Source organism: Elizabethkingia argenteiflava (genome assembly GCF_009904105.1).
Lineage (GTDB): Bacteria > Bacteroidota > Bacteroidia > Flavobacteriales > Weeksellaceae > Elizabethkingia > Elizabethkingia argenteiflava.
This window is the reverse complement of the sequence record NZ_JAAABJ010000641.1, coordinates 112,739-138,136: the sequence shown is the minus strand read 5'-3', so window position 1 is coordinate 138,136 and position 25,398 is coordinate 112,739. Positions and strand designations below refer to the sequence as shown.

The following is a 25,398-nucleotide window of genomic DNA, read 5'->3' as shown; positions in this document are numbered from 1 at the left end:
TGATTAAAGAGTAATTGCTTTACCTCCTGCTTTGTGAATCGCTTCTTCTGCTGATTTTGTAAATTTATCTGCAGAAATTGAAACGTTTGACTTCAACTCTCCTCTTCCTAATATTTTTACTAATTCGTTTTTAGAAGCCAATTTATTTTCTACTAAAACATCTTTGGTAATCTCACCAGTGATTCCTTTAGTATCAATAAGCATTTGGATGGTATCCAAATTTATACCTTTAAATTCTTTTCTGTTAACGTTTTTAAAACCAAATTTAGGAAGTCTTCTCTGCAAAGGCATCTGTCCCCCTTCAAAACCGATTTTCTGAGAATAACCGGCTCTGGATTTTTGGCCTTTGTGACCTTTTGTAGAGGTCCCTCCTTTACCGCTACCCTGTCCTCTACCAATTCTTTTAGAATTGTGAGTAGCACCAGAAGCGGGCTGTATATTATTTAAATTCATAATTCTGATAGATTTTAGATTTCAGACTTTATTATACCCGGAGAATTTTTGAAAATTCGGGTGTGAAGTTAACAATTATTCTCCGAATATTAAAATTCTTACTATTTTTCCTGAACTTCAACTAAGTGACCTACGGTTGCTACCATACCTAAGATAGCAGGAGTAGCATCATGTTCTACAACTTGATTTAGCTTCTTTAAGCCCAAAGCTTCAAGTGTTTGCTTTTGGTTTTTTGTTCTACCAATAGCACTCCTTACTTGTTTAATTGCTATTTTTGCCATTGTTTTCTTATTAACCGTTAAACACTTTTGATAAAGAAACACCTCTCATTCTTGCAATTTCCTCCGGTCTTCTAATTTCCAATAAAGCTTTAAAAGTTGCTTTTACCACATTGTGAGGGTTAGAAGATCCTTTGGATTTGGAAAGTACATCGTGTACGCCCGCAGATTCTAATACCGCACGTACTGCACCCCCAGCGATAAGACCTGTACCGTGGGACGCTGGTCTTAAGAAGATATCTGCACCTCCATATCTTGCAGAGGTTTGGTGCGGAATGGTGTGATTGATCACCGGTACTTTAACTAAGTTTTTCTTAGCGTCCTCTACTGCCTTAGAAATGGCAGAAGCCACTTCTTTAGACTTTCCAAGGCCATAACCGATAATGCCGTCTTCGTTTCCTACTACTACGATAGCAGAAAAACCAAATGCACGACCACCCTTAGTTACTTTAGTTACTCTATTAACGGCCACGAGGCGATCTGTCAATTCTAATCCTCCGGGCTTTACTCTTTCTATATTATCTAGTCCTAACATATTGTCCGATTTTTAAAATTAGAATTTAAGTCCTCCTTCTCTAGCACCATCAGCAAGAGCTTTCACTCTACCATGGTACACGAAACCATTTCTATCAAACACTACTGTCTCAATACCTGCTGCTGTTGCTTTTTGAGCAATTTTTTTCCCTACAAGTACTGATATTTCAGTTTTAGTACCTTTCTCATTAGCAAGATCCTTCTCCCGAGAAGAAGCTGCTACTAAAGTTTTGCCACTTTTATCATCTACTAATTGAGCGTAGATCTCTTTATTACTTCTGAACACAGATAATCTTGGTAATTCCGCAGACCCTGAGATCTTACTTCTTACTCTTCTTTTGATTCTGTTTCTCTTTTCAAGTTTTGTTAATGCCATTTTCTTAAATTTTAAGCAGATTTACCGGCTTTACGTCTAACATTTTCTCCTACGAATCTAACCCCTTTACCTTTATATGGTTCAGGTTTTCTGAATGAGCGGATCTTAGCCACTACCATCCCTAATAATTGCTTATCGTGAGAAGACAAAGTAATAATAGGGTTTTTACCTTTCTCAGTTAAAGTTTCTACTTTTACTTCGTTTGGTAATTCAAGCACAATACCGTGAGAGAAACCTAATGCTAATTCTAATTTTTGACCTTGGTTAGAAGCTCTGTAACCTACCCCTACCAATTCCAATTTCTTTGTAAAGCCTTCAGAAGTACCTACTACCATATTATGGATTAACGCTCTGTAAAGACCATGAAGGGCTTTATGCTGTTTAGAATCTAGCGGACGCTTAAGGCTAAGCTGTCCGTCTTGTTGTTCTAAAGTAATCCCACCTGTAAGTTGTTGTGTTAACTCACCTTTAGGGCCCTTTACTGTAACGATACCGTCTTTCTCAGTTATGGTTACCCCAGCAGGAATTTCTATAATTGCATGACCAATTCTTGACATTTTCCTTTAATTAAAAATTAATAAACATAGCAAATTACCTCTCCTCCTACATTCTCTTGTCTTGCTTTTTTATCGGTCATTACTCCTCTAGAAGTAGACACGATAGCAATACCTAATCCATTCAAAACCCTAGGTAACTCTCCGGCACCTTTGTACTGTCTAAGTCCCGGACGAGATGCTCTCTGAATAGATTTTATAGCAGGTTTGTTCGTTTGCTTATCATATTTCAAAGCGATCTTAATAGCCCCTTGTACGGCATTTTCTTCAAACTTATAGTTTAAGATATAACCTTGTTCAAAAAGGATTTTAGTGATCTCTTTTTTGATTTTCGATGCAGGAATTTCCACCACTTTGTGGCCTGCGCTTTGTGCGTTCCTTACTCTTGTTAGGAAATCTGAAATTGGATCTGTTACCATTTCTTTGTTTTAAAATTATTGGTTAATAACTGCCAGTTTTGTCTTCTGGTTTCAGATTTTGGACATCAGATAACAGGCTAGTGCCTGAGATCTGATGTCTTCTATCCTATATCCTTAAGAAGCCAACTTGGCAATCTCGATTAGTTAATAATAATTACCAACTTGCTTTTTTAACTCCCGGAATAAGGCCTTGGTTAGCCATTTCTCTGAAAGTTACTCTGGAGATACCAAAAGTTCTCATATATCCTCTTGGTCTTCCTGTAAGTTTACATCTATTGTGAAGCCTTACTGGAGAAGCATTTTTAGGTAATTTTTGCAATGCTTCATAGTCGCCAGCTTCTTTTAAAGCTTTTCTTTTAGCAGCATATTTTGCTACTAAGGCTTCTCTTTTGCGCTCACGCGCTTTCATTGATTCTTTAGCCATTTCTTAGTTCTTTTTGAAAGGTAAACCGAAGTGTGTTAAAAGCGCTTTAGCTTCTTTATCCGTATTCGCAGAAGTTACAAAAGTGATATCCATACCTTGAATCTTTTTCACTTTGTCAATTACGATCTCTGGGAAGATGATTTGTTCGGTAATTCCTAAGTTGTAGTTACCTCTACCATCAAAACCATCCGCTTTAATTCCACTAAAATCTCTAATACGTGGTAATGCAGAAGCCGTAAGCCTATCTAAGAATTCATACATCATGTCTGCTCTTAGGGTTACTTTTGCTCCAATCGGCATCCCTTTTCTCAATTTAAAAGATGCTTCATCTTTTTTAGAAACAGTTCCTACTGCTTTTTGCCCGGTGATTTGGGTTAACTCTTCTACAGCATAGTCTACAATTTTTTTGTCGGCTGTGGCTGCACCTAAACCTTGACTCACTACAATCTTCAATAATTTAGGTACTTGCATAATAGATTTGTACCCAAATTCTTCCATCATTGCAGGAACAATTTTTTCTTTATATAATTTTTTAGGTCTTACTATGTATTCCATGTTCTGATTAAATCTTATAAAGTTTCACCGGATTTCTTAGCAATTCTCACCTTCTTATCTCCCTCGATCTTGTAACCTACTCTTGTTGTACCTCCTGTTTTAGGGTCAACAATAGCCAGATTAGAAATGTGAATAGAAGCTTCCCTTTCTACAATTCCCCCTTGTGGATTCTGTGCAGAGGGCTTAACGTGTTTCTTAACGATATTAAGACCTGCTACTACGGCTCTGTTCTTATCTTTGATAATTTCAATAACCTCTCCTACCTTACCTTTAATATTTTTATTTCCAGTAGTTACGATTACTTTATCTCCTCTTTTGATTTTTAACTTTGTCATTTTCTATAAAATTTTAAAAATTAAAGAACTTCAGGAGCTAATGAAATTACCTTCATATATTCTTTGTCTCTCAATTCACGAGCTACGGGCCCGAAAACACGTGTCCCTCTCATTTCTCCTGCAGCATTTAACAATACACAAGCATTATCGTCAAAAGAGATGTAAGATCCATCTTTCCTTCTTACCGCCTTCTTGGTTCTTACCACTACGGCTTTAGATACTTGTCCTTTTTTAGCATTCCCGGATGGTGTAGAATCTTTGATAGTCACTACGATTTTATCACCCACTGAAGCATATCTCCTCCTGGTACCTCCCAGAACTCTGATCACTAGCACTTCTTTAGCACCAGTATTGTCAGCTACTTTTAATCTTGATTCTGTTTGTAACATTACTTAGCTTTTTCAATGATTCTTACTAATCTCCATCTCTTATTTTTACTCAAAGGTCTTGTTTCCTGGATCAGAACAGTATCGCCTTCGTTACACTCGTTATTCTCATCATGAGCTGTATATTTCTTCGTTTTTAAAACGAATTTACCATACATCGGGTGTTTCATTTTCATCGTTTCACTAACAACAATGGTCTTTTCCATTTTATTGCTGGAAACAACTCCGATTCTTTCTTTTCTTAAATTTCTTTCCATTGTAAAATGAAATATTATTGTTTGTTAGTTAATTCCGTTTGCAGTCTCGCGATGTTTCTTCTTAGATCTCTAATCTGAATGGGATTTTCTATAGGGCTAATTCTATGCGCCAATTGCATTTTGGTATAGTTAGCTTGAGCTTCGGCCAATTGGGTTTTAAGCTCTTCTGCGCTTAATTTTTTGATATCAGCGTTTTTCATGATTCTCTAATTAGATTAAGAAGGTTGTACAAAATCGTTAGCGACCACAAATTTGGTCTTCACTGGTAATTTTTGAGCAGCTAATCTAAGAGCTTCTTTCGCTACTTCGTAAGGAACTCCACCGATCTCAAACATTACTCTTCCTGGTTTTACAACAGCAACCCAATACTCTACAGCACCTTTACCTTTACCCATCCTTACTTCAGCTGGCTTTTTCGTAATCGGCTTATCTGGGAAGATTTTGATCCATAATTGACCTTCTCTCTTCATATATCTGGTTGCAGCGATACGTGCTGCTTCAATTTGTCTTGCAGTGATCCAAGCACCTTCAATTGCTTTGACCCCGAAAGTTCCGTAAGAAAGTTGATGCCCTCTGTTGGCATTCCCCTTCATTTTCATCTTATGAACGCGACGGAATTTCGTTCTCTTTGGTTGTAACATAATTCTTTAAATTTTAGATTTCAGATTTCAGATTTTAGATTTTAGATTTTAAAAAAGTAACGGTAATTTAAAATTCAAAAGTCATAATCTAAAATTCATAATTATTTTTTATCTCTTGATCTTCTACCTTCTCTGTCGCCTCTGGCTGAAGATGATTTTTTCTGTTGTCCCACAAGAGGAGAAAGCTCTCTTTTGCCGTAAACTTCACCTTTCATAATCCAAACTTTAACACCCAGTCTACCGTAAGTAGTGTGTGCTTCTGCCCAGTGGTAATCGATGTCTGCACGGAATGTAGACAATGGAATTCTACCATCTTTAAAAGACTCGCTTCTAGCCATTTCTGCACCGTTTAGCCTTCCCGAAATCTGTACTTTGATCCCTTCTGCACCCATTCTCATGGTTGAAGCAATCGCCATTTTAACAGCTCTTCTATAAGAAATACGGTTTTCAATTTGCTTAGCAATGCTTTCAGCTACTAAAATAGCATCAAGCTCTGGTCTTTTGATTTCAAAGATGTTGATCTGAATATCTTTCTTTGTAATCTTCTTAAGCTCTTCTTTTAATTTATCTACTTCCTGTCCTCCTTTACCAATGATAAGCCCAGGTCTTGCAGTGGTGATCGTTACAGTAACCAACTTAAGAGTTCTCTCGATATAAATTCTAGAAACACCCCCTTTTGCTAATCTTGCCTCAAGGTACCTTCGGATTTTGTAATCTTCAGCGATTCTATCTCCAAAATCGTTACCTCCAAACCAGTTAGAATCCCATCCTCTGATGATCCCTAATCTGTTTCCTATTGGATTTGTTTTTTGTCCCATACCTTGATTATTGATTATCTGTTTTGTTACCTAAAACTAAAGTTACATGGTTAGATCTCTTGCGGATTCTATAACCTCTTCCCTGTGGAGCAGGACGCAATCTTTTTAATTGTCTTGCGCTGTCAACGTAAATCTCTTTTACAAAAAGATTTGCTTCTTCAATATCCTGACCTTCATTTTTCACTTGCCAGTTAGCAATGGCAGAAAGAAGTAATTTTTCTAATTTATTAGATGCTTCTTTCTTAGAATATTTAAGGATATATAAAGCTTTATCTACTTGCTCACCTCTAATGATGTCAGCAACCAATCTCATTTTTCTCGGAGAGGAAGGACAATCATTTAAAGATGCCTTTACCACGTCCATATTTGCAGCTTTTCTTGCTAAAGCACTATCTTGTTTTCTTTTTCCCATGATTTCTGCTTTTATCTGCTTCCTTTGTTTTTATTACCACCATGACCTCTAAATGAGCGTGTTGGTGAAAACTCCCCTAATTTGTGCCCTACCATGTTCTCAGTAACATAAACAGGAATAAATTGCTTCCCATTGTGCACTGCAATAGTTTGACCTACCATGTCTGGAGAAATCATAGATGCTCTAGACCAAGTTTTAATCACAGTCTTTTTACTAGACTCTATATTTGCTTGAACTTTCTTCTCCAAAGTATGGTGAATAAAAGGTCCTTTCTTAAGTGATCTTGCCATAATTATTTTCTTTTAGATACGATGTAACGGTTAGACACTTTGTTTTTCTTTCTGGTCTTGTAACCTTTTGCCGGCTTACCGTTTCTAGATCTTGGGTGACCACCTGAAGAACGTCCTTCACCACCACCCATTGGGTGATCTACTGGGTTCATTACTACAGCTCTTGTTCTTGGACGTCTGCCTAACCATCTGCTTCTACCTGCTTTACCTGATACGGTAAGCTGGTGATCTGAGTTAGATACAGAACCAATCATCGCCATACATTCTACTAAAATCATTCTCGACTCCCCTGAAGGTAATTTAACAATTGCGTATTTACCATCTCGAGAGGTCAACTGTGCTGAAGATCCGGCACTTCTTGCTAAAATAGCCCCCTGACCCGGACGCATTTCAATACAAGAAACCACAGTACCTAATGGCATGTTTTTCAACTTCATTGCATTTCCTACTTCAGGAGCAACATTCTCACCAGATATCACTTTTTGGTCTACTTTAATACCATTAGGAGCTACAATATATCTCTTCTCTCCGTCTGCATACTCTAATAGAGCGATAAAAGCAGTTCTATTCGGATCGTATTCTACAGTTTTTACAGTCGCTTCAATATTGAATTTATTTCTCTTGAAGTCGATAATTCTGTATTTTTTCTTGTGTCCACCGCCAGTGTAACGCATGGTCATTTTACCCGTATTGTTACGTCCACCTGACTTTTTAATACCAACTGTCAAAGATTTCTCTGGCTTATTGGTAGTAATTTCCTCAAAATTGTTTACAATTCTGAATCTCTGTCCTGGGGTGATAGGTTTTAATTTTCTAACAGACATTACTATTGTTTATAATTAATTAATTCGTTGCGAAAATATCGATAGTTTCACCTTCTACTAACTGAACTAAAGCTTTTTTCAGTTTATTGGTTTTTCCTACCTGTAATCCTTTTTTAGTGTGTTTTGCAGAAACCTTAGGTGCATAAATCATTGTGCGTACGTCTGCTACTTTTACACCATATGCTTCTTCTACCGCCTCTTTAATTTGGATTTTATTAGCCTTAGTATCCACTAAGAATGTATAAAGCCCACTAAGATCAGCTTGAGAAGTTGCTTTTTCTGATATAATTGGTTTAATAATTACTGACATAGCTTTTGATTATTTCTTTAAGTTTTCCTGGAATTTTTCTACAGCACCTTCAAAGAATACAATATCACCCGCATTTATCAAATCATAAGAACTAATCTCATTATAGTTCAGTACTTTTGTTTTAGGTAAGTTTCTTGAAGACAAATAAACATTCTTATTCGTTTCAGGAATAATGAATAACGATTTTTTACCATTTAATTCCAAAGCGTTCAATAGATTGATAAACTCTTTAGTCTTAGGCGCATCGAAACTTAGATTCTCCAAAACTTTGATACTATTATCTCTCATTTTCTGAGAAAGAACAGATTTTTTAGCCAACCTCTTGATCGCTTTATTCAGCTTAAAACGGTAATCTCTTGGCTTAGGTCCAAACACCCTACCCCCTCCTTTAAAGGTAGGAGATTTAATATCTCCATAACGAGCAGAACCTGATCCTTTTTGCTTTTTAAGCTTTCTTGTAGAAGCTGTAATTTCGCTTCTTTCTTTAGATTTATGAGTCCCTTGTCTCTGTGCAGCAAGATATTGCTTAACCTCTAAGTAAACCGCATGCTGATTTGGCTCTATACCGAATACTGATTCGTCTAGAGTTACTTTTCTTCCGGTTTCTTTTCCTGATGTATTTAATACTACTAGTTCCATTTTCTGACAATTACATAAGAATTTTTAGCTCCCGGAATAGCACCTTTTACAACTAAAAGATTTTGCTCTTCATCTACTTTTAACACCTGGAGATTCTGTACAGTTACCTGTTTACCTCCCATTCTTCCAGCCATACGCATTCCCTTAAATACTCTTGAAGGGTCAGATCCCGCACCGATAGAACCCGGAGCTCTCAATCTGTTATGCTGACCGTGAGTCGCTTGCATTACACCGCCGAAGCCATGTCTCTTAACAACCCCCTGGAAGCCTTTACCTTTAGACGTACCTGTTACGTCCACATACTCACCTTCTGTAAATAGCTTTACAGTTACATCTTCTCCCACCTTCACTTCGTCAACGAATTCTCTATAGAATTCTGCCAACTTAGCTTTAGGGGCTGAACCAGCCTTTTTAAAATGACCAGCCAACGCTTTAGAAACGTTTTTCTCACTCTTGTCATCGAAACCTAACTGAACAGCCTTATAGCCATCCTTTTCAATGGTTCTGACCTGTAAAACCGAACATGGACCTGCTTGAATAACTGTACAAGGGATATTTTTCCCTTCTTCGTTAAACAAAGATGTCATTCCGATTTTTTTACCGATAATACCTGACATTATTAAATTATATATCTATTATTTTACTTAAAAATCAACACTTTAGGGAGTCCTGCTATGTACTATGTCTGAAATAGGCATACTTCTTCCCCAAAATGAGTGTGCAAATGTAGGATTTTTTTTCTATTCTACAAATATTTTAGTGAGAAATTGTTTGATTTTTTGCGAGTTATAAATTTATATCGCGATACACATCTTAGGATTGACCCAATAAAAAATGACATTTTTTAACACCTCTACATTAAATCTCCTTCATAAAAAAAACTTTTCTCGGCATTTACTATGGCTCAACATTCTATCTATAAATCCTAGCGCATCGCGATCCCAGAAACCAGAAATTCCCACAAATAGGTAACTTAGGTTACAAAAAACTATAAATAAAATATTTCGCATATCTTAATTTACAAGGCTTTTCAAAAGCAGATGAAGCCTCAATGACCACGAAACTTTAACATAAATATTATTATTTGTTAAAAATTATTAATACATTTACCTCATTAAAATCAGCTAACATTATTATAATTATACATGAAAAATTCCTTATTATCCATTTTCGCGTTTATAGGGATTGCGACGCTTAGCGCCCAGCAAACCCTACCTAAGAATGATACCACAAAAGCGTGGTCTATCACTGGACAGAATACTGTAATGTTAAATCAGACAGCTTTCTCTAACTGGATCGGAGGGGGAGCTAATAATGTAGGCTGGCTGGCTTCCACGAATTATAATTTCACCTATGAAAAAGGTAAAGACCTCTGGGAAAACAATGTTAACTTAGGCTACGGACAAAACAATACAAAAGGTACAGGACATCGTAAAACCCAAGATTTTATTAACCTGAGTAGTAACTACGGTCGTGAATTTGCTAAACATTGGTATTTTTCAGGAGGTGTAGGTTTTCAATCTCAATTTGCACCAGGTTATGAAGACGGTAACAATCCTGATGCTCCAAAGATTTCTAATTTTATGGCTCCGGGCTATCTAAATGTAGGGGTCGGTGTCACTTATAGACCTCACGACAACTTCACTATGACACTCCGCCCTGCTAATGCACGCTGGACATTTGTAACCGATAAGGATTTACAAAAAGAAGGGAACTACGGGCTTAAACATGATGGAGATTCTTCTCTATTTCAATTTGGTTTCTTGGGAACAGCTGTTTACAAAGTACAGCTTATGGACAATATCTCTTTAATCAATAACGCATCTGTGTTCTCCAATTACTTAGATCATCCAGAGCGCTTGGTACTTAACTATAGCGGTATTCTCAATATGAAAATTAACAAATACATTTCCGCCAATCTTACCTTAGACCTTCTGTACGATCACAACCAGATCCAGAAGACTCAGTTAAAACAAACATTGGGGGTTGGCTTTGCGTATAATATTAATAGAGGTACTAAGCGTAGCGAAAGCGCTCGCCATAAAGAATGGCAACATAAATCATAATACAAAAATCACCACTATATCAGTATAAAGCTCTCTTAATATAAGGGAGCTTTTTTAATTCTAATTATGGGGAGAGTACATGATGGAAATAAAACTTTAAATGATCATCAGAAAACCCTAGAACGATCATCATTTCTCTCTAATTTAACATCCCCCATATAAGATATAAGCTCTTTTAAAAAGAATGCTATTCAATAGAGCGTGTGAATAAAAACGCAAATGCAGAATTGAGGATCAACTGATTTTGTAAAGGATTCCCCTTCCTTATCTTGTTATTTGAATATTTAAATGAAAAAGGAAATAGACTTTGAAAATGACTACGAAACTCTCCCAACAACTCTCCATGTTGAGCTTACTGTAATCATCACACAAATTTGCTCTCTTCATTGGAAAATCCTTCGCACTATATGCCCAAAATACGTTGTATTGGTTTAATATTCTATTTTTTTATCCTTCCGATGTACTCAATTTTCGAGGAGGCCGCCATACCGTTGGGATTACAACCCAGCTTACCTTCGGGCACTTCGAGTTTTTGTTGTTTATAAAAGTCTTGCCAGGCTAGATCTGTTTTACCCGTTTTGGGATTGACGAAAGTCATGGGCTCCAAACGGAAAATAGAATCTCTCGCAAAGCTTCGCTGCACAAAATCTGAACAGTATAGTCTTTCATCAGAAAGAATATAAGTGTAGTTATAGGGCTTACCCAACCATTTTTTAGCTTCTAGTATAGCATTCGGAATACTTCTTCTATACTCACCATTTAAGCGGTACACATGTATGGCCTCCTGACCGGATTGCTTTTCGTAATAAAGGAATTCTTCCAAACGGATTCTTTCGGAGCCATTTCTAGGTCCCGCATGTAAGACCCAATACTCCTTACCTGATTTCTCCAATATACCCATATGTGAGTAGTGGGTAGATTTTGGAGTTTGGGTAACCCTATCTATAGCACCCGATAGTGGAGTATTATTAGCCACTACTAACAATAGATCTCCATTTTTCAGTGAAATACCATATGGCGTTCCACAAGAAGTAAAAAGTAAAATACCTACCCCCCCCTTCACTAAGGTTTTTATTTTTTTCATATTCCAAAAACTCTTCCCAAATACTGCTTCATACTTGTTTAATGGCGTAAAAATAATATTTTTTTCTCGAAAATCGTTGTTTATGTATATTCTTTGGAGTTTTAAAACTCTAAAAACATTCGCAAGGAATTACCTGTGTAGTTCAACCTATTATACTCCACCTTTCAAACAATAAAAGCGCTCCATTCAGAAAATGGAGCGCTTTTTATTATCACGGCAAAGTATGCACGTATCACACTTTAATCTCTACATCTACACCACTTGGAAGCTCGAGCTTCATGAGTGCATCCACTGTTTTGGAAGAAGAAGAGTAAATATCCATCAGTCTCTTATGAGCGGATAGCTGGAATTGTTCTCTGGATTTCTTGTTAACGTGTGGTGATCTCAACACAGTAAAGATTCTTTTATGTGTTGGTAAAGGAATAGGTCCATTAACAATAGCTCCTGTCGCCTTTACTGTTTTTACGATTTTCTCAGCAGATTTGTCAACCAAGTTGTAATCGTAAGATTTTAGTTTTATTCTGATTCTTTGTGACATTTTTAATCTAAATTTAAAATTAACCTCTTGCTTTTGCGATTACATCCTCAGCAACGTTTTGCGGAGCTGGTTCATATTTCTCAAATTCCATAGAAGATGTAGCTCTACCGGATGACAAGGTCCTTAATGAAGTTACATAACCGAACATTTCGGATAGAGGAACGAATGCTTTAATCACTTTCGCATTGTTTCTATCATCCATACCGTTTACCATACCCCTTCTTCTGTTAAGGTCGCCTACAATATCCCCCATATATTCTTCTGGAGTTACCACTTCCAGCTTCATGATAGGCTCCATGATAACTGGTTTAGCCGCTCTACCCGCCTCTTTGAAGCCTAGCTTAGCCGCTAATTCAAAGGACAACTGGTCAGAGTCAACCGGGTGGAAAGATCCATCTTTAAGAGTCACTTTGATCCCTTCGATTTCGAATCCTGCTAGAGGTCCGTTCTTCATCGCTTCTTTAAATCCTTTCTCTACAGAAGGTATAAATTCTTTAGGAATATTACCCCCTTTAATTTCATTGATGAATTCAAGACCCAATTTACCTTCATCTGAAGGACCTAGTTCAAATACGATATCAGCAAATTTACCACGACCACCAGTTTGCTTTTTGTACACCTCTCTGTGGCTTGCTTTAGCTGTAAGAGATTCTTTGTACTCTACCTGAGGTTGTCCTTGGTTAACTTCTACTTTAAATTCTCTTCTCAAACGGTCTACAATGATATCCAAGTGAAGTTCACCCATACCAGAGATAATGGTTTGACCTGACGCTTCATCTGTTTTCACCTGGAAAGTCGGATCTTCTTCAGCAAGCTTGGCTAATGCATTTCCTAGTTTATCTTGGTCTGCTTTAGTTTTAGGCTCTACCGCAATACCGATTACTGGATCTGGGAAGATCATGGATTCAAGAACGATAGGATTCTTTTCATCGGAAAGAGTATCTCCTGTTTTAATATCTTTAAAACCTACTGCTGCACCGATATCTCCTGCCTCGATATACTCTACAGGATTTTGCTTGTTCGCGTGCATTTGATAGATTCTAGAAATCCTCTCTTTATTATCAGATCTTGTATTCAAAACGTAAGAACCAGCATCTAATCTACCTGAATATGCTCTAAAGAAAGCCAAACGACCTACGAACGGATCGGTAGCAATTTTAAATGCTAATGCAGAAAATGGTTCTTTAACATCTGGTTTCCTCGTAATTTCAGCATCTGTTCTCGGGTCTGTACCTTTAATATCATCCTTGTCCATTGGCGAAGGAAGATATCTACATACAGCATCTAACATAAACTGCACCCCTTTGTTTTTGAAAGAGGATCCACAAGTCATCGGAATAATAGACAGATCAATTGTAGCTTTTCTCAAAGCTTCGTTGATCTCATCTTCAGAGATTGAATCTGGATCTTCGAAGAATTTTTCCATTAAAGTATCGTCGTAGTCGGCAACAGCTTCTACTAACTTTTCTCTGTACTCCAATACTTCTTCCTTCATATCATCAGGAATAGGCACCACATCGAAAGTAGCTCCCTGGGTTTCTTCATGCCAGATAATCGCTCTATTTTTAATGAGGTCAACCACTCCTTTGAAGTCTTCTTCAGCACCGATAGGTAATACGATTGGAACCGCGTTAGACCCTAGCATATCTTTAACCTGGTTTACCACATTAAGGAAGTCTGCTCCTTGTCTATCCATTTTGTTAACGAATCCCATTCTGGCAACCTTGTAGTTATCGGCCAATCTCCAGTTGGTTTCAGACTGAGGTTCCACTCCATCTACTGCAGAAAATAAGAATACCAATCCATCCAATACTCTTAGAGACCTGTTTACCTCTACGGTAAAATCAACGTGTCCTGGAGTATCAATAATGTTAAAATGGTATCCTTTGGTTTCTGGTAAAGATTTACCCTGATCTGTTGGGAAATTCCAGTTACAAGTAGTCGCCGCAGAGGTGATGGTAATCCCTCTTTCTGCTTCCTGCTCCATCCAGTCCATGGTAGATGCACCCTCGTGAACCTCACCAATTTTATGTGTCTTTCCCGTATAGAAGAGTATACGCTCTGTTGTAGTAGTTTTACCAGCATCGATGTGTGCAGCGATACCAATATTTCTTGTGTATTTAAGATCTCTACTCATCTTACAAATTAAAATTTAAAGTGTGAGAATGCCTTATTCGCCTCAGCCATTTTATGCGTATCGGTCTTTTTCTTAACCGCCGCTCCTTCTTCTTTAGCCGCAGCAATAATCTCTGCCGCTAACTTTTGGGCCATAGATTTATCATTTCTAGCTGTAGCATATTTTATCAACCACTTCATCGCCATAGAGATTTTTCTGTCTGCACGGATGGGCATTGGAATCTGGAAGTTCGCCCCCCCTACTCGTCTGGATCTTACCTCTACATGTGGCATTACGTTAGTTAATGCATCTTTCCACACTTCAAGAGAGCTTTTCTCCTGATCTTCTTTTTTCTTCTCCACGATTTCTAGTGCATCGTAGAATATTCTGAAAGCGATGGATTTTTTACCATCCACCATCAGGTTATTTACAAATCTTGTTACCAATTGATCATTAAATTTTGGATCTGGTAGCAAAGGTCTTTTTTTAGCTTTTGTCTTTCTCATTGTACTGTTCCTAATTTAATGATTACTTTTTCTTACCCTTACCTGTAGCAGCAGGGGCTTGTCCTGGTTTAGGTCTCTTAGCGCCGTACTTAGATCTTCTCTGAAGTCTTCCATTAACTCCTGCTGTATCCAAAGCACCACGTACAATGTGATATCTAACTCCCGGTAGGTCTTTCACCCTTCCGCCTCTTACCAATACTATCGAGTGCTCCTGAAGATTATGTCCTTCTCCCGGGATGTAGGCGTTCACCTCTTTACCATTAGAAAGTCTAACCCTTGCAACTTTTCTCAAAGCTGAGTTAGGTTTCTTAGGCGTGGTGGTATATACTCTCGTACATACGCCTCTTCTTTGTGGACATGATTCCAAAGCAGCCGATTTACTCTTCTTAGTAAGCATGGCTCTTCCTTTTCTAACTAATTGTTGAATAGTAGGCATGTAATTGCTTTATATTATTTTTATTTGAGGATGCAAAAATAAAAATTATTTTTTGATTTACAAACAATTATGTTTTGTTAAAGTCGTTTTTTCTTTTTCTTACTATCGCAATAACAGAAATAGGTGTAACAATACTGAAAGAGAATTTTATCCCATATTTTTATATAAACACACTCTATTATCCCGAGAATAATCGACCCAATTTAGACAGAAACCCAAATTCTTATTTAAACCTCCATATATAATTCCACTATTGCAGAGTTACCTGCTTTTTATAATGAGCTGTACCAATCAATAAAATTTATGAAACCTGTAAAATGGAAACTTAGCCCCGCTTCACTGCGCTTTTTAAAGATTACATTCCCCATATTTTACAATTTTATGAGCGCCCACCCCACAAGCCCAATACTTATATATTACCTCTCTTCTTCTGATCCACTCAAAAAAACTGAAAATCACTGGTTTAAAAATAAACAGAAACAATATCACCCAAAAGATAGAGTGAACACTATCTAAATTTGCAAAAGGGACTATACTTAAAGCCTCTAAATAGAATGTAAATGATACTAGTTGTAAAAGAGGTCAAAGCCAGCTTAAGCCTAAAATCAAAAGTAAAAGTTTCTTATTCTATCTCTGGTTGAATACCTTTTTAATGACCTTAATAAAGAAAACTTTAACCACCCTGCAAAACTTTTTTAATGGAATCCAAAAGGCATCCATGTTAAATTGGTTACAATCAGGCTTATTTTATCTTTATAATTGAATAACAACTGAATATAATTCCAAAGCTCTTTCATCGTGGATCTCATGACTTTGATATAGACCTTCCTATTAATTTTTTGCAATGGACTATCCATCGTCTTAATATTAGTACCAGTAGATTAGGATATAATTCTTCATCATCTAATTGATTTTGTAGAGAATCATCTCATTTGATTATGACAGAGGCCTTACCGCTGACACCTCAATCAGCTTTAGCTGAATTTTTATAAAGCCTCAATATTTTGGGTATATTTTCCTTGTCAACAGCCGAATAAGTTTAGGACATGCATACCCCTTCTACAAAAAATACTACATCTTGAGTATGTCAAAGGTTTATTTAGTCCCTTCCTAAACCTTAGGTCTAAATTTTGCAGAATAGTTGTTTTTTTCCTTTTACTAAAATCTATAGCTTGGATTGTATTATCTTAAAACTGCAAATATTTAACTTTAGCGATTTATATAAACTTTTGAAATCTATATTTAAATTAGATAACATCTATTATAATATGCCTATATCTTCTCCATAACTTGTTATTTTTGTATAAGTATGTTTTCTAAACCTAAAAAAAATAAAATTTATGAAAAATCCCAATTTAATAGGCCTTAAAGTTGAAGATTGCGAAAATATAGCTAAAAAATTAAATGTACTATTAGCAAATTATTCAATTTTCTACCAGAACACTCGTGGAGCTCACTGGAACATAAAAGGAGATTTATTCTTTATTTTGCATCCAAAATTTGAAGAACTTTACAACAACCTTATTCTCAAAATCGATGAAATAGCAGAACGTATTCTCACTTTAGGAGCTCAACCAGAGCACAACTACTCTTTTTATATTAAAAATGCAACTATTCAAGAGAGTAAGGAGGTTAGCGATGCTCACAAGTGTGTGAAAAACATTTTAAATTCTTTTAAAACCATTATAGGGCTGCAAAGAGAGCTATTAAATATCACAGCGGATGCAGGCGATGAAGGGACTAATTCACTGATGAGTGACTATATCTCCGAACAGGAAAAAGATATCTGGATGTACAATTCATTCCTAGGACAATAAAAATATATACTAATCCTAGTGCAACCTCAATGTAAAAGCGACTCTTTTTATATAAAAAGAGTCGCTTTTAATTCTCCTCCCCTTTTTCGTGCGATAAGCTTATTTCATTTATCTTATGTATATTCGCATAAATAAACTAGGATGTTAGAAGACTACAAAAGGGCAAGGCTTTTCTCCATATTGGATAATGATTTTTACAAATTCACGATGCAATGCGCTGTAACCAAGCTATTCCCCAGACAAGTCGTAAAATATGAATTTATCAACCGAGGAAAACACATCTACCCTGAAGGCTTCGCTGATGAGCTGAGCAAGGCTATCAAGGAAATGTCGAAACTAAAACTGAGCCCTGAGGAGAAAATATTTCTAAAAAAGACCTGTCCTTACCTAGGTTTGCCTTATATTGATTTTCTGGAAGGCTATCGTTACGACCCGTCAGAGGTCGATATTGAACAAAAAGGCAGCGAACTAAAGGTGCAAATTTCTGGTTTGTGGTACCGCACTATACTCTGGGAGGTCCCGTTACTAAGCCTAATTAGCGAACTATACTATTCCATGACAGGGGGGAAAAGAGAGAACGACGACACTGTTATCCGTAAAACCCTAGAGAAGGAGAGAAAATTTGCAGAATTACAAGTTCCTTTTGCTGAATTTGGCACCCGGAGAAGACACTCATACGAGGTTCACCGCTTGGTAATGCAGGCCCTAACCTCTGTAAAAGGTTCTACCTTTATAGGATCCTCTAATGTACATATGGCCATGTTGTACAATGTAAAACCCATCGGCACCCACGCACACGAATGGTTTATGTTTCACGCTGCAGAATACGGATTCAAAATGGCGAATCCTCTTTCTTTAGAGCACTGGATAGATGTTTATCGTGGAGACCTAGGAGTAGCACTCTCAGACACCTATACCACCGATGTATTTTTCCAGCAGTTTGATAAGAAATTTGCAAAACTCTTTGACGGTGTGAGACATGATAGCGGCGATCCTATAGAATTTGCGCAAAAAACCATTAAGCACTATCAAAAACACGGTATCAACCCTTTATTTAAGTACATCATCTTTTCCGATGCACTCACTACTGAAAAGGTAGAAGAAATCACCCATGCCTGTAAGGGGAAGATAGGCATTTCTTTTGGCATAGGAACCCATCTCACCAACGATGTAGGTCTTCCAGCGAGCAATATTGTCATTAAGTTAATGGGGGTTAAGGGAATTAATAACGAGTGGATTCCTACTGTAAAACTCTCGGATGAAAAAGGCAAACATTCGGGAAACCCCAAAATGATAGAACTCGCAAAAGTTTTTTTAAAAATTAAGGATTAAACTTGCTCTAGCGTTTTTTATCTCATTCTTACAAAAACTACAGCTTATCCCTAGAATCAACGGACTAGCGGCTTCTATAATTTTGTAACTTTGCAGTATGGATCTAAATTTATTTATTGTTTTTGCTGTAGGGGGAGCTATAGGCAGTATTATGGTATACTTTATTTTAAAATCGTCTAGTATCCCCAAAAGGACATACGACCAACTCCAGCACGCTCATATAAAAACCTGTTCAGATTTAGAAAATTCAAATTTAAAAATCCAGGAACTGAACCTCTATATGAGTAAGGAGAAGGAACTTAATGTCCAAATATCAGATGTATTAAATGATTTAAAAAGCGAATATGCTAAAATAACTGCAGAACATAATAGCTTGAGGATGCAACTCGAAGAGCAAAAACAAACCCATACTAAACAAGGCATACAAATCGAAGCCCTCTTAAATGAAAAACAGAATATATTGGCTAAAAATGCTGAGCTTTCGGCACTGAATGAAAGTCTACAAAATACACTGGAGACTCAGAAAAAAGAAATTATCCATATGCAGGAGGCTGCCCAGTTACAATTCGAAAATCTTGCTAATAAAATTTTAGAAGAAAAAACTGAAAAGTTTACGAGCCTCAATCAAGCTAACCTCAAAAATATACTGGAGCCTTTTCAGGAAAAGATTTTAGATCTTAAAAACAGGGTAAATGAAGCCTATGCACAAGAAAATAAGGAACGTTTCTCTTTAGCCGAAAAAGTAAAAGAATTAGCCCAACTCAACCAGCAAATTTCAGAGGATGCAAAAAAACTAACCCGCGCTCTAAAAGGCGAGAGTAAAACACAGGGGAACTGGGGTGAAATGATCTTGGAAAGTATTCTGGAAAAATCTGGATTAATGAAGGGAAGAGAGTATTTTCTAGAACACGAATTGAGAGACGAAGATAATAAAGCTTTATTCTCAGCGTTTTCAGGAAAAAAAATGCGCCCAGATGCTGTAGTCAAATATCCCGACGAAAGAAATGTTATTATAGACTCAAAGGTCTCACTCACTGCCTTTACGGAATTGGTAGATGAAACAGATCAAGATCTATACACTTTAAAGCTCAACCGACACCTCTCCTCGATTAAAAACCATATTCAACAGCTCAGCCAAAAAGCTTATGATGACTATGGAAAGTCACTGGATTTTGTAATGATGTTCATTCCGAGCGAACCTGCCTATATTGCCGCAATGCAAGCCGAACAAAATTTATGGAATTACGCCTATGAGCGAAGAATATTACTGCTGAATCCGAGCAATCTCATCACTTCACTCAAACTTATTGCGGATCTGTGGAAACGCGAATATCAAAATAGAAATGCTATGGAAATCGCAGCAAGAGGCGCTAAGCTCTACGATAAGTTTGTAGGCTTTATAGAAAACCTTGAAAAGGTAGGGAAAAATTTAGATCAGGCTAAAAGTGTATACAACGACGCCTACAAACAACTCTCTACAGGGAACGATAATCTGGTTACCCAGACCCAGAAACTAAAATCTTTAGGCATCAAAAATAAGAAGGATCTCCCACAGAGTCTAATTGATAATAGTGGTACACTAAAATAATAGACGAGGGGAAGAGCTTTCCATCAATTAAAGAGATAGAGGATTTTGGTATTTTTTAAAGATGCCAGACACTCGTATTCATTTCATTGTAACTCCATAATAAAGAAAAAACAGCAATTTGTTTTAACATCATACCAAAGGCTTATATTTAAAATTGTGGAATAGATTAAGAAGAGCTGATAAGTCTATACCTCTACAAGCTGCTATCTCTAGTAGCTGTATTCTTCTTTAATTTACTTCACTATCACTCCATCCAGAATCCCCCTTATAGCTTTTTTAATAAGGCTATAAACTAAAAAATGATCATCGCTTTTTTTTAAGCAAAGCTTACTAATGCCAAATTTTATATAGTTTTGCAAAATGCAAATAGAAAGTTTACAAAACGACAAAATAAAAAGATTAAGCAAGCTGATCACTAAAAATAGCGAACGCCGTAAGAATAAAGTTTTTATAGTAGAAGGACGTCAGGAGAACCAAAGAGCCTTAAGCTTTGGTTATGATCCTATTGAATTTTTTATTTGCGGTGATATTTTTCAGGACACACTTCCACAGGCTAAAATCAACATGGTTTCGACAAAAATTTATGATTCATTAGCTTATCGAGGATCTTCTGAAGGCATTATAGGCATCTATAAAGAAAGGCAATTTTCATTAGCCGATTTCACCCCCAAACACAACTCTGGAATCATCCTGCTAGAAAGCATTGAAAAACCAGGCAATTTAGGCGCTATATTAAGAAGTTGCGAGGCTTTCGGTATAGATGCGCTCATTATTACAGATCCGAAAGTAGATTTCTACAATCCAAATGTTATCCGTTCAAGCGTAGGTTGTCTTTTTGGTATGAATTTTTTTCAAACCGATAACGCTACGGCATTAAACTTTCTGCAACGCTACCACTATAAGATTATAACAACTTTTATGGAAGATCACCCGACCCCACCTATTCATCAAGTTAATTTGGAAGGGAAAACCGTAATGTGTTTCGGAACTGAACACTCAGGACTGAGCAAATTTTGGAAGGATAAGGGAAGTAATTCTCTTATTCCGATGACAGGGAGTATAGACTCTCTTAATCTGAGCAATGCCGTAGCCATCAGTTGTTATGAAATGCTAAGACAAAAAAATTAAAAAAAAAGTCGCTAAAAAGCGACTTTAAATTATCTATAAAGATATTTTACTTATTTAGCTGGAGCTTCTACTTTAGCAGAATCAGCAGCTGGAGCTTCTACTTTAGCAGAATCAGCAGCTGGAGCAGCTGGAGCAGCTGGAGCAGCAACAGTATCTACAGCAGTAGTATCAGCTTTAATAGAATCAGCTGCACCTTCAGTAGTGGCAGCAGTTTCAGTTTTCTTACAAGATACTAAAGAAACAGCAACGATAGCAGCTGCAGCAGCGATGTTTAAGAATGACTTTTTCATAATTGAAAATTAAATTTAATTTGTTAAATATTTTTTTAGTTTGTTCTACTTTTCACGAATTGAACAACACAAAGGTAATCTAGCTAAAAAACTTGTTTAAGAAAATTAATTGTAATACCTTTGTAAAACTATTTTACAAACAAACATATCTGAAAATCAACAACTTAAATAAAATAAATCCTTTAGCTGATTTGGAACTATTGTATTTTAAACAGTTAAAATCTGAGGTTCAAGCCAAATATATGGAGAGCCACACTCCTTCTCATGATGATATTTCAAAATGGAAGGGTATTGACATTATCTACTTCCAGGAGGACCTTCGCAAAAAGGCAAAAGGTAATATCAGTGAAAAGTCTTTTTATACTTATTTCAAAAGCTCACCCATGAGCAGGCTCCCCCGCATTGATATACTGAATCTGCTCTCAGTTTATGCGGGTTACAGCTCTTGGTATGATTTTAAAAAGAAAAAACCATTACATAAAAACATCATCCAACCTGAAGAAACAACCTTAGAGCCAGAGAAAAGCTATCCGGAAAATGCCTATACAGAAGAAAAATCTCCAGCAATACCACCCCATTACAACCCAAATGAAGATACCTTCTCAGAATTCGTCCTCCCCAAAACCACCCATAAACCTATTATAAATGAATCTTTTATATTTAAGTTAAAGAAATATCTTTGGATTGGTGTTTCAACTATATTGGCGATATTCTTGGCGATATTATACTTTGCAGATAGCTTTTTCTACAGGACTTATACCTTTAAATTTATTGATGCAGATAGAAGCCAACCGGTACAAAATGAGGTTGAAGTAAAAGTTTTAAAAGAGAGTGAGTCTCCTCTAACATATAAAGTGAAACCGAATGAACCATTTGTATACTCAACAAAAGATAAAACCCTTAAAATGGTTATCAGCTCTGTGTTTTATAGACCTTTAAGCCTTACTCGAAATCTAGAAAATGCTTCCAAGACAGAAATTATTGAACTCAAACCCAACGAGTACAATATGATGTTATATTCTTATTCCAGATCTAAAGATTTTAAAAACAGGAGAGCACAGCTCGAAAATCTTATCAGTGACAATGCTGTAATTTATCAAGTATTTGATAATCAATATTTCAATGTAGAAACCATGAGCAAGCAACGCTATATTGCTTTTCTCTCTCTTCCGACAACCTCACTAGAAAATCTGGACGTTATCGAAAGCAAAATTTCGAATGGGAAAATAGTATTAATCAAATTCAGAATTAGAAATAATGAAAAAAATCCATAATGCCTTAAGCTTCTTTTCGGGCCTCTTTATCATCCTTGGATTAATTGCCTGTAATAAGAAATACAGTGGTAAAAATACAATAGAAACAGTAAAATACAATAATAACACCACCACCTATTCTCCGGTTGAATTTGATAGTGTTCAAGCAAGAAATTATATTACGGGGCTCAAGCTACAAGAACTCTATGATCTAGCGGCTCACTATGCAGCTGGTAATAAGGATTCTGATATTGATTTCACCCTTTACCATCAAATACAAGAATATTTTGATAAACCCGACTCTAGCAAGATCAATTCCTTTATAAATGAACTGGATAGTTTAAAAGCTCGTTTTGTGAAGATCAATGCCATATCTACCTTTAAAGAAATCCACACTAAAAAAGACACTTTAGATTTTGCCAAATACAGAATGGACTACTATGATGGAGGTAAAAAATACGCAGGCTATCTTAATAAACAGGTTCAATATATCTTAAAAGAAGTACCCGTAAAGGAAAAGAAGTTTAAACGTGAATTCAAATTTTATTTCGTAGATTTTAAAAATCCGATTTCTCAAAAGGATAGTGTTTCATTGGGTAAAACTAAATGATTGAGTTTTATATCGTATTCATCAACATCAGAAATTAGTTCATAGGGGGAGAAATAGTTAAGTCCTATTCTCAGTGTCTCAGCATGCAAATTCGCGAAGAATCTATCATAAAATCCTTTTCCATAACCAATTCTGTTTCCCTGTGGATCGGCATAGAGCAAAGGGGTAATCACTTGATCGAAAGCCACGTTTTCTCCAATATTAGAAACCGGCTCTAGGATGCCCCAATGATTAAGCTGCATATCCGAATGGGGCAAATACGCAACAGAAATTATCCGATTTTTAATTATTTTCGGCACAAAGACTTGTATCTTATTTTTCCAAAAAAAATCTACCCACAGGCCTGTATCAATCTCTTTTTTTGAAGATATGGGTAAAAATATATGTATATTTTGATCAGCCAAGGGTTTAAATCTAGACAGGTATTGATGGAAAATTTTTGTAGACAAAAAAGCAATATCTTCAGAGGACATTGCTTTTCTTTTATTCATATATTTATCCCTAAGCATACGCTTTTCAACACCCATATTTTAAACCGTTTTAACCGAGATAATATTCACCGGGCAAGCTTTAGCTGCTTTTTCGGCTGGATCAAATGCTTCTTCCCTGGGGGTTTTCAATGTAAAAAATCCTTTTTTATCCGTAGATTTCAAAAGTACCGTTTTTCCATCTTTCTTGGACATACGAAAAAACTCTGGCGCAAACTCCGCACAGTAATTACAACCTATGCATTTTTCTCTCTGAAGCGTAATAATTACCATGTTTTATACGCTTACAATTTTGTACAATTTATCTGAAGGCCTCACCCTGAAGTCTGTTTTAAAGGTGATGACATCAGCTTTGGTCGCCTTATTGGCATCGATTTTATCGACTACCCTCATAGACTCGACCACCATCTCCTGAGAGCCTGTTGTAGGCCCCTGAATTAAAACAGAATCCCCCACATTAAGATCATAAGCTTCTATTAAAAATTCAGCAATATTAGTTTTAGGATAAAAATGTCTTCCTTTTCCTATATATATTTTCTTCTGGGTTGCGTTAGAACCCGGATTTGGTGACCATTCCCCTAACTTCTGTCCTAAGTAATAACCACTCCAAAATCCGCGATTATAAACGGTTTCAAGACGAGACATCCAATCGCTGATCATTTCTTGATTATATGTACCCTCTGCTACGGCATCAATAGCTTCCCGATAGCATTTTATGACAGTAGCAACATATTCAGGTGCTCTACCTCTTCCCTCCACCTTCAATACTTTTACGCCTGCGTCCAGCACCTGGTCAAGAAAATCAATGGTACACAAGTCCTTAGGCGACATCATATACTCATTATCCAACTCGATTTCAAAGCCAGACTCCTGATCAATCACCGTATATTTTTTTCTACAGTTCTGCTTACATGCTCCTCTATTGGCAGAGGAATTATGGGAATGAAGACTTAAATAACATTTTCCCGAAACAGCCATACAAAGCGCTCCATGTCCAAAAATTTCTATTTCCACCAAGTTTCCAGAAGGCCCTTTAATCTGCTCTTTTTCGATCTGATTACAAATCTTTTTGACTTGACTAAGACTCAGCTCACGGCTCATTACCATCGTATCTGCAAACATGGCATAAAACCTAACCGTTTCGATATTGGTAATATTAATTTGGGTGGAAATATGAATTTCCATACCAATTTGTCTTGCATAAGCGATCACCGCCTGGTCCATCGCAATCACCGCAGTAATTTGAGCTGCTTTAGCCCTATCCAATAACGTTTTTATAATGGATAAATCGTGATCATAAATAATCGTATTCAGCGTAAGATAAGTTCTTACCCCTTTTTCTTTACATCTTTGGCTAATTTCTTCCAAATCATCTATAGTAAAATTCATTGAAGCACGAGCTCTCATATTCAATTGCTCCACTCCAAAATATATAGAATCCGCCCCATTATCCAAAGCCGCCTGCATTGATTCGAAGTTTCCGGCTGGAGCCATTAGCTCAACTCTTCCACTTTTTGTCATCTTTTATTTTTTTGCAAAGATACTGTTTATTCCTATAATTTATAATGAAATGAAAATGAAGGCCTATAATAAAGTCTATTATATGCATGCCCCTTATTTAATGAAGTAACAGGCTTACAT

The 25,398-nt window shown here is 36.6% G+C and carries 37 protein-coding genes; 7 read left to right on the top strand and 30 right to left on the bottom strand.

All coding sequences use genetic code 11. The features are described 5' to 3' along the window. Positions 1 to 3: 3 nt before the first annotated feature. The 20 genes from rplO to rplC form a co-directional block, all read right to left on the bottom strand. Positions 4 to 453 (bottom strand): 50S ribosomal protein L15, encoded by a 450-nt coding sequence (rplO, locus tag GNY06_RS12245; RefSeq protein WP_166520332.1) that lies wholly within the window; start codon positions 451 to 453, stop codon positions 4 to 6. A gap of 101 nt (positions 454 to 554) precedes the next feature. Further along, positions 555 to 734, bottom strand: coding sequence for a 50S ribosomal protein L30 (gene rpmD, locus GNY06_RS12240; RefSeq protein ID WP_166520331.1), 180 nt, complete (start codon positions 732 to 734; stop codon positions 555 to 557). A 10-nt stretch (positions 735 to 744) separates the two neighbouring features. Next, positions 745 to 1,266: a 30S ribosomal protein S5 gene (rpsE, locus tag GNY06_RS12235; RefSeq protein WP_166520330.1), complete on the bottom strand. Its 522-nt coding sequence runs from the start codon at positions 1,264 to 1,266 to the stop codon at positions 745 to 747. Positions 1,267 to 1,284: 18 nt separating this feature from the next. Then, entirely contained in the window at positions 1,285 to 1,641 is a 357-nt protein-coding gene (gene rplR / locus GNY06_RS12230) for a 50S ribosomal protein L18 (RefSeq protein WP_166520329.1), read from the bottom strand. Positions 1,642 to 1,652: 11 nt separating this feature from the next. After that, positions 1,653 to 2,198, bottom strand: a complete 546-nt coding sequence (rplF, locus tag GNY06_RS12225) for a 50S ribosomal protein L6 (RefSeq protein WP_166520328.1) — start codon at positions 2,196 to 2,198, stop codon at positions 1,653 to 1,655. A gap of 17 nt (positions 2,199 to 2,215) precedes the next feature. Beyond that, positions 2,216 to 2,614, bottom strand: a complete 399-nt coding sequence (rpsH, locus tag GNY06_RS12220) for a 30S ribosomal protein S8 (protein ID WP_166520327.1) — start codon at positions 2,612 to 2,614, stop codon at positions 2,216 to 2,218. Between the two features lie 154 nt (positions 2,615 to 2,768). Next, positions 2,769 to 3,038 (bottom strand): 30S ribosomal protein S14, encoded by a 270-nt coding sequence (gene rpsN / locus GNY06_RS12215; RefSeq protein ID WP_004917337.1) that lies wholly within the window; start codon positions 3,036 to 3,038, stop codon positions 2,769 to 2,771. Positions 3,039 to 3,041: 3 nt separating this feature from the next. Beyond that, the gene (gene rplE / locus GNY06_RS12210; protein ID WP_166520326.1) at positions 3,042 to 3,593 is read right to left on the bottom strand and encodes a 50S ribosomal protein L5; all 552 of its coding nucleotides are present in this window, start codon (positions 3,591 to 3,593) and stop codon (positions 3,042 to 3,044) included. A gap of 14 nt (positions 3,594 to 3,607) precedes the next feature. Beyond that, a complete protein-coding gene (rplX, locus tag GNY06_RS12205; protein ID WP_166520325.1) occupies positions 3,608 to 3,928 on the bottom strand; it encodes a 50S ribosomal protein L24 in 321 nt (106 codons plus the stop codon). Between the two features lie 20 nt (positions 3,929 to 3,948). After that, the gene (gene rplN / locus GNY06_RS12200; protein WP_166520324.1) at positions 3,949 to 4,317 is read right to left on the bottom strand and encodes a 50S ribosomal protein L14; all 369 of its coding nucleotides are present in this window, start codon (positions 4,315 to 4,317) and stop codon (positions 3,949 to 3,951) included. Beyond that, positions 4,317 to 4,571: a 30S ribosomal protein S17 gene (rpsQ, locus tag GNY06_RS12195; RefSeq protein WP_166520323.1), complete on the bottom strand. Its 255-nt coding sequence runs from the start codon at positions 4,569 to 4,571 to the stop codon at positions 4,317 to 4,319. Before rpsQ ends, rplN begins: the two co-directional genes overlap by 1 nt. A gap of 14 nt (positions 4,572 to 4,585) precedes the next feature. Continuing rightward, positions 4,586 to 4,771 carry a 50S ribosomal protein L29 gene (gene rpmC, locus GNY06_RS12190; protein WP_166520322.1) on the bottom strand — a complete coding sequence of 62 codons (186 nt, stop codon included), beginning with the start codon at positions 4,769 to 4,771 and terminating at the stop codon, positions 4,586 to 4,588. Positions 4,772 to 4,786: 15 nt separating this feature from the next. Then, positions 4,787 to 5,212, bottom strand: a complete 426-nt coding sequence (rplP, locus tag GNY06_RS12185) for a 50S ribosomal protein L16 (protein ID WP_166520321.1) — start codon at positions 5,210 to 5,212, stop codon at positions 4,787 to 4,789. A gap of 101 nt (positions 5,213 to 5,313) precedes the next feature. Beyond that, positions 5,314 to 6,030, bottom strand: coding sequence for a 30S ribosomal protein S3 (rpsC, locus tag GNY06_RS12180; protein WP_166520320.1), 717 nt, complete (start codon positions 6,028 to 6,030; stop codon positions 5,314 to 5,316). 7 nt (positions 6,031 to 6,037) lie between these two features. Continuing rightward, positions 6,038 to 6,442 carry a 50S ribosomal protein L22 gene (gene rplV / locus GNY06_RS12175; RefSeq protein ID WP_166520319.1) on the bottom strand — a complete coding sequence of 135 codons (405 nt, stop codon included), beginning with the start codon at positions 6,440 to 6,442 and terminating at the stop codon, positions 6,038 to 6,040. An 11-nt stretch (positions 6,443 to 6,453) separates the two neighbouring features. Beyond that, on the bottom strand, positions 6,454 to 6,732 hold the full coding sequence (gene rpsS / locus GNY06_RS12170; RefSeq protein ID WP_166520318.1) for a 30S ribosomal protein S19: 279 nt from the start codon (positions 6,730 to 6,732) through the stop codon (positions 6,454 to 6,456). A 2-nt stretch (positions 6,733 to 6,734) separates the two neighbouring features. After that, the gene (gene rplB, locus GNY06_RS12165; protein WP_166520317.1) at positions 6,735 to 7,556 is read right to left on the bottom strand and encodes a 50S ribosomal protein L2; all 822 of its coding nucleotides are present in this window, start codon (positions 7,554 to 7,556) and stop codon (positions 6,735 to 6,737) included. Between the two features lie 19 nt (positions 7,557 to 7,575). Next, the gene (rplW, locus tag GNY06_RS12160) at positions 7,576 to 7,866 is read right to left on the bottom strand and encodes a 50S ribosomal protein L23 (protein WP_166520316.1); all 291 of its coding nucleotides are present in this window, start codon (positions 7,864 to 7,866) and stop codon (positions 7,576 to 7,578) included. Between the two features lie 9 nt (positions 7,867 to 7,875). Then, entirely contained in the window at positions 7,876 to 8,505 is a 630-nt protein-coding gene (gene rplD, locus GNY06_RS12155; protein ID WP_166520315.1) for a 50S ribosomal protein L4, read from the bottom strand. Then, positions 8,496 to 9,122, bottom strand: a complete 627-nt coding sequence (rplC, locus tag GNY06_RS12150; RefSeq protein ID WP_166520314.1) for a 50S ribosomal protein L3 — start codon at positions 9,120 to 9,122, stop codon at positions 8,496 to 8,498. The genes rplD and rplC overlap by 10 nt, the downstream gene beginning before the upstream one ends. Before the next feature lie 528 nt (positions 9,123 to 9,650). Here rplC and GNY06_RS12145 point away from each other — a divergent pair. Continuing rightward, positions 9,651 to 10,571 (top strand): DUF3078 domain-containing protein, encoded by a 921-nt coding sequence (locus tag GNY06_RS12145; protein ID WP_166520313.1) that lies wholly within the window; start codon positions 9,651 to 9,653, stop codon positions 10,569 to 10,571. A 439-nt stretch (positions 10,572 to 11,010) separates the two neighbouring features. Here GNY06_RS12145 and GNY06_RS12140 read toward each other — a convergent pair whose 3' ends face one another. From GNY06_RS12140 to GNY06_RS12115, 6 genes are all read right to left on the bottom strand, one after another. After that, positions 11,011 to 11,655, bottom strand: a complete 645-nt coding sequence (locus GNY06_RS12140) for a YiiX/YebB-like N1pC/P60 family cysteine hydrolase (RefSeq protein WP_176590031.1) — start codon at positions 11,653 to 11,655, stop codon at positions 11,011 to 11,013. Between the two features lie 232 nt (positions 11,656 to 11,887). Then, on the bottom strand, positions 11,888 to 12,193 hold the full coding sequence (rpsJ, locus tag GNY06_RS12135; RefSeq protein WP_016197802.1) for a 30S ribosomal protein S10: 306 nt from the start codon (positions 12,191 to 12,193) through the stop codon (positions 11,888 to 11,890). 19 nt (positions 12,194 to 12,212) lie between these two features. Then, complete coding sequence (gene fusA / locus GNY06_RS12130; RefSeq protein WP_166520312.1) at positions 12,213 to 14,330, bottom strand: elongation factor G; 2,118 nt, start codon at positions 14,328 to 14,330, stop codon at positions 12,213 to 12,215. 8 nt (positions 14,331 to 14,338) lie between these two features. Next, complete coding sequence (gene rpsG / locus GNY06_RS12125) at positions 14,339 to 14,815, bottom strand: 30S ribosomal protein S7 (protein WP_166520311.1); 477 nt, start codon at positions 14,813 to 14,815, stop codon at positions 14,339 to 14,341. Positions 14,816 to 14,837: 22 nt separating this feature from the next. Continuing rightward, complete coding sequence (rpsL, locus tag GNY06_RS12120; RefSeq protein ID WP_166520310.1) at positions 14,838 to 15,251, bottom strand: 30S ribosomal protein S12; 414 nt, start codon at positions 15,249 to 15,251, stop codon at positions 14,838 to 14,840. Positions 15,252 to 15,946: 695 nt separating this feature from the next. Next, entirely contained in the window at positions 15,947 to 16,108 is a 162-nt protein-coding gene (locus GNY06_RS12115; protein ID WP_166520309.1) for a hypothetical protein, read from the bottom strand. Positions 16,109 to 16,591: 483 nt separating this feature from the next. Between GNY06_RS12115 and GNY06_RS12110 the strand changes: the two genes are divergently transcribed. The 4 genes from GNY06_RS12110 to GNY06_RS12095 all read left to right on the top strand — a co-directional run bounded on the left by GNY06_RS12110 (position 16,592) and on the right by GNY06_RS12095 (position 21,116). Beyond that, complete coding sequence (locus tag GNY06_RS12110; RefSeq protein WP_166520308.1) at positions 16,592 to 17,068, top strand: Dps family protein; 477 nt, start codon at positions 16,592 to 16,594, stop codon at positions 17,066 to 17,068. 141 nt (positions 17,069 to 17,209) lie between these two features. Further along, entirely contained in the window at positions 17,210 to 18,400 is a 1,191-nt protein-coding gene (gene pncB, locus GNY06_RS12105) for a nicotinate phosphoribosyltransferase (RefSeq protein ID WP_166520307.1), read from the top strand. 97 nt (positions 18,401 to 18,497) lie between these two features. Beyond that, positions 18,498 to 19,988, top strand: coding sequence for a DNA recombination protein RmuC (gene rmuC / locus GNY06_RS12100; protein ID WP_166520306.1), 1,491 nt, complete (start codon positions 18,498 to 18,500; stop codon positions 19,986 to 19,988). Between the two features lie 360 nt (positions 19,989 to 20,348). Further along, on the top strand, positions 20,349 to 21,116 hold the full coding sequence (locus tag GNY06_RS12095) for a TrmH family RNA methyltransferase (protein ID WP_166520305.1): 768 nt from the start codon (positions 20,349 to 20,351) through the stop codon (positions 21,114 to 21,116). A gap of 50 nt (positions 21,117 to 21,166) precedes the next feature. Here GNY06_RS12095 and GNY06_RS12090 read toward each other — a convergent pair whose 3' ends face one another. Beyond that, positions 21,167 to 21,406, bottom strand: a complete 240-nt coding sequence (locus tag GNY06_RS12090) for a hypothetical protein (RefSeq protein WP_166520304.1) — start codon at positions 21,404 to 21,406, stop codon at positions 21,167 to 21,169. Positions 21,407 to 21,648: 242 nt separating this feature from the next. Here GNY06_RS12090 and GNY06_RS12085 point away from each other — a divergent pair, with 242 nt between their 5' ends. Beyond that, positions 21,649 to 22,680 carry a hypothetical protein gene (locus GNY06_RS12085; protein WP_166520303.1) on the top strand — a complete coding sequence of 344 codons (1,032 nt, stop codon included), beginning with the start codon at positions 21,649 to 21,651 and terminating at the stop codon, positions 22,678 to 22,680. Beyond that, positions 22,664 to 23,269: a hypothetical protein gene (locus tag GNY06_RS12080; RefSeq protein WP_166520302.1), complete on the top strand. Its 606-nt coding sequence runs from the start codon at positions 22,664 to 22,666 to the stop codon at positions 23,267 to 23,269. The genes GNY06_RS12085 and GNY06_RS12080 overlap by 17 nt, the downstream gene beginning before the upstream one ends. Here the strand turns inward: GNY06_RS12080 and GNY06_RS12075 are convergent. From GNY06_RS12075 to GNY06_RS12065, 3 genes are read right to left on the bottom strand one after another with little or no spacing between them, the layout of a single operon-like run. Beyond that, complete coding sequence (locus tag GNY06_RS12075; RefSeq protein WP_244614432.1) at positions 23,233 to 23,796, bottom strand: 5-formyltetrahydrofolate cyclo-ligase; 564 nt, start codon at positions 23,794 to 23,796, stop codon at positions 23,233 to 23,235. The two genes, GNY06_RS12080 and GNY06_RS12075, sit on opposite strands and share 37 nt — an antisense overlap. A 3-nt stretch (positions 23,797 to 23,799) precedes the next feature. Then, positions 23,800 to 24,030: a ferredoxin gene (locus tag GNY06_RS12070; protein ID WP_166520301.1), complete on the bottom strand. Its 231-nt coding sequence runs from the start codon at positions 24,028 to 24,030 to the stop codon at positions 23,800 to 23,802. 3 nt (positions 24,031 to 24,033) lie between these two features. Then, the gene (locus GNY06_RS12065; RefSeq protein ID WP_166520300.1) at positions 24,034 to 25,278 is read right to left on the bottom strand and encodes a peptidase U32 family protein; all 1,245 of its coding nucleotides are present in this window, start codon (positions 25,276 to 25,278) and stop codon (positions 24,034 to 24,036) included. Positions 25,279 to 25,398 lie beyond the last annotated feature (120 nt).

What these genes read in the sequence shown, in the direction of transcription:
- GNY06_RS12090 (WP_166520304.1), bottom strand. Translation starts at nt 21,406, where the DNA reads ATGAAAAAGTCATTCTTAAACATCGCTGCTGCAGCTGCTATCGTTGCT.
- rmuC (WP_166520306.1), top strand. Translation starts at nt 18,498, where the DNA reads ATGGATCTAAATTTATTTATTGTTTTTGCTGTAGGGGGAGCTATAGGC.
- rplW (WP_166520316.1), bottom strand. Translation starts at nt 7,866, where the DNA reads ATGTCAGTAATTATTAAACCAATTATATCAGAAAAAGCAACTTCTCAA.
- rpsN (WP_004917337.1), bottom strand. Translation starts at nt 3,038, where the DNA reads ATGGCTAAAGAATCAATGAAAGCGCGTGAGCGCAAAAGAGAAGCCTTA.
- rpsH (WP_166520327.1), bottom strand. Translation starts at nt 2,614, where the DNA reads ATGGTAACAGATCCAATTTCAGATTTCCTAACAAGAGTAAGGAACGCA.
- rplN (WP_166520324.1), bottom strand. Translation starts at nt 4,317, where the DNA reads ATGTTACAAACAGAATCAAGATTAAAAGTAGCTGACAATACTGGTGCT.
- GNY06_RS12110 (WP_166520308.1), top strand. Translation starts at nt 16,592, where the DNA reads ATGAAAAATCCCAATTTAATAGGCCTTAAAGTTGAAGATTGCGAAAAT.
- rpsL (WP_166520310.1), bottom strand. Translation starts at nt 15,251, where the DNA reads ATGCCTACTATTCAACAATTAGTTAGAAAAGGAAGAGCCATGCTTACT.
- rplV (WP_166520319.1), bottom strand. Translation starts at nt 6,442, where the DNA reads ATGGGAAAAAGAAAACAAGATAGTGCTTTAGCAAGAAAAGCTGCAAAT.
- rpsG (WP_166520311.1), bottom strand. Translation starts at nt 14,815, where the DNA reads ATGAGAAAGACAAAAGCTAAAAAAAGACCTTTGCTACCAGATCCAAAA.
- rpsE (WP_166520330.1), bottom strand. Translation starts at nt 1,266, where the DNA reads ATGTTAGGACTAGATAATATAGAAAGAGTAAAGCCCGGAGGATTAGAA.
- GNY06_RS12095 (WP_166520305.1), top strand. Translation starts at nt 20,349, where the DNA reads ATGCAAATAGAAAGTTTACAAAACGACAAAATAAAAAGATTAAGCAAG.
- rplB (WP_166520317.1), bottom strand. Translation starts at nt 7,556, where the DNA reads ATGTCTGTTAGAAAATTAAAACCTATCACCCCAGGACAGAGATTCAGA.
- rplC (WP_166520314.1), bottom strand. Translation starts at nt 9,122, where the DNA reads ATGTCAGGTATTATCGGTAAAAAAATCGGAATGACATCTTTGTTTAAC.
- rplP (WP_166520321.1), bottom strand. Translation starts at nt 5,212, where the DNA reads ATGTTACAACCAAAGAGAACGAAATTCCGTCGCGTTCATAAGATGAAA.
- rpsS (WP_166520318.1), bottom strand. Translation starts at nt 6,732, where the DNA reads ATGGCAAGATCACTTAAGAAAGGACCTTTTATTCACCATACTTTGGAG.
- GNY06_RS12070 (WP_166520301.1), bottom strand. Translation starts at nt 24,030, where the DNA reads ATGGTAATTATTACGCTTCAGAGAGAAAAATGCATAGGTTGTAATTAC.
- GNY06_RS12115 (WP_166520309.1), bottom strand. Translation starts at nt 16,108, where the DNA reads ATGGATAGTCCATTGCAAAAAATTAATAGGAAGGTCTATATCAAAGTC.
- rplF (WP_166520328.1), bottom strand. Translation starts at nt 2,198, where the DNA reads ATGTCAAGAATTGGTCATGCAATTATAGAAATTCCTGCTGGGGTAACC.
- fusA (WP_166520312.1), bottom strand. Translation starts at nt 14,330, where the DNA reads ATGAGTAGAGATCTTAAATACACAAGAAATATTGGTATCGCTGCACAC.
- GNY06_RS12075 (WP_244614432.1), bottom strand. Translation starts at nt 23,796, where the DNA reads ATGGGTGTTGAAAAGCGTATGCTTAGGGATAAATATATGAATAAAAGA.
- pncB (WP_166520307.1), top strand. Translation starts at nt 17,210, where the DNA reads ATGTTAGAAGACTACAAAAGGGCAAGGCTTTTCTCCATATTGGATAAT.
- rpsC (WP_166520320.1), bottom strand. Translation starts at nt 6,030, where the DNA reads ATGGGACAAAAAACAAATCCAATAGGAAACAGATTAGGGATCATCAGA.
- rpmC (WP_166520322.1), bottom strand. Translation starts at nt 4,771, where the DNA reads ATGAAAAACGCTGATATCAAAAAATTAAGCGCAGAAGAGCTTAAAACC.
- GNY06_RS12085 (WP_166520303.1), top strand. Translation starts at nt 21,649, where the DNA reads ATGGAGAGCCACACTCCTTCTCATGATGATATTTCAAAATGGAAGGGT.
- GNY06_RS12080 (WP_166520302.1), top strand. Translation starts at nt 22,664, where the DNA reads ATGAAAAAAATCCATAATGCCTTAAGCTTCTTTTCGGGCCTCTTTATC.
- GNY06_RS12065 (WP_166520300.1), bottom strand. Translation starts at nt 25,278, where the DNA reads ATGACAAAAAGTGGAAGAGTTGAGCTAATGGCTCCAGCCGGAAACTTC.
- rpsQ (WP_166520323.1), bottom strand. Translation starts at nt 4,571, where the DNA reads ATGGAAAGAAATTTAAGAAAAGAAAGAATCGGAGTTGTTTCCAGCAAT.
- GNY06_RS12145 (WP_166520313.1), top strand. Translation starts at nt 9,651, where the DNA reads ATGAAAAATTCCTTATTATCCATTTTCGCGTTTATAGGGATTGCGACG.
- rpmD (WP_166520331.1), bottom strand. Translation starts at nt 734, where the DNA reads ATGGCAAAAATAGCAATTAAACAAGTAAGGAGTGCTATTGGTAGAACA.
- rplR (WP_166520329.1), bottom strand. Translation starts at nt 1,641, where the DNA reads ATGGCATTAACAAAACTTGAAAAGAGAAACAGAATCAAAAGAAGAGTA.
- rplE (WP_166520326.1), bottom strand. Translation starts at nt 3,593, where the DNA reads ATGGAATACATAGTAAGACCTAAAAAATTATATAAAGAAAAAATTGTT.
- rplO (WP_166520332.1), bottom strand. Translation starts at nt 453, where the DNA reads ATGAATTTAAATAATATACAGCCCGCTTCTGGTGCTACTCACAATTCT.
- rplD (WP_166520315.1), bottom strand. Translation starts at nt 8,505, where the DNA reads ATGGAACTAGTAGTATTAAATACATCAGGAAAAGAAACCGGAAGAAAA.
- rpsJ (WP_016197802.1), bottom strand. Translation starts at nt 12,193, where the DNA reads ATGTCACAAAGAATCAGAATAAAACTAAAATCTTACGATTACAACTTG.
- rplX (WP_166520325.1), bottom strand. Translation starts at nt 3,928, where the DNA reads ATGACAAAGTTAAAAATCAAAAGAGGAGATAAAGTAATCGTAACTACT.
- GNY06_RS12140 (WP_176590031.1), bottom strand. Translation starts at nt 11,655, where the DNA reads ATGAAAAAAATAAAAACCTTAGTGAAGGGGGGGGTAGGTATTTTACTT.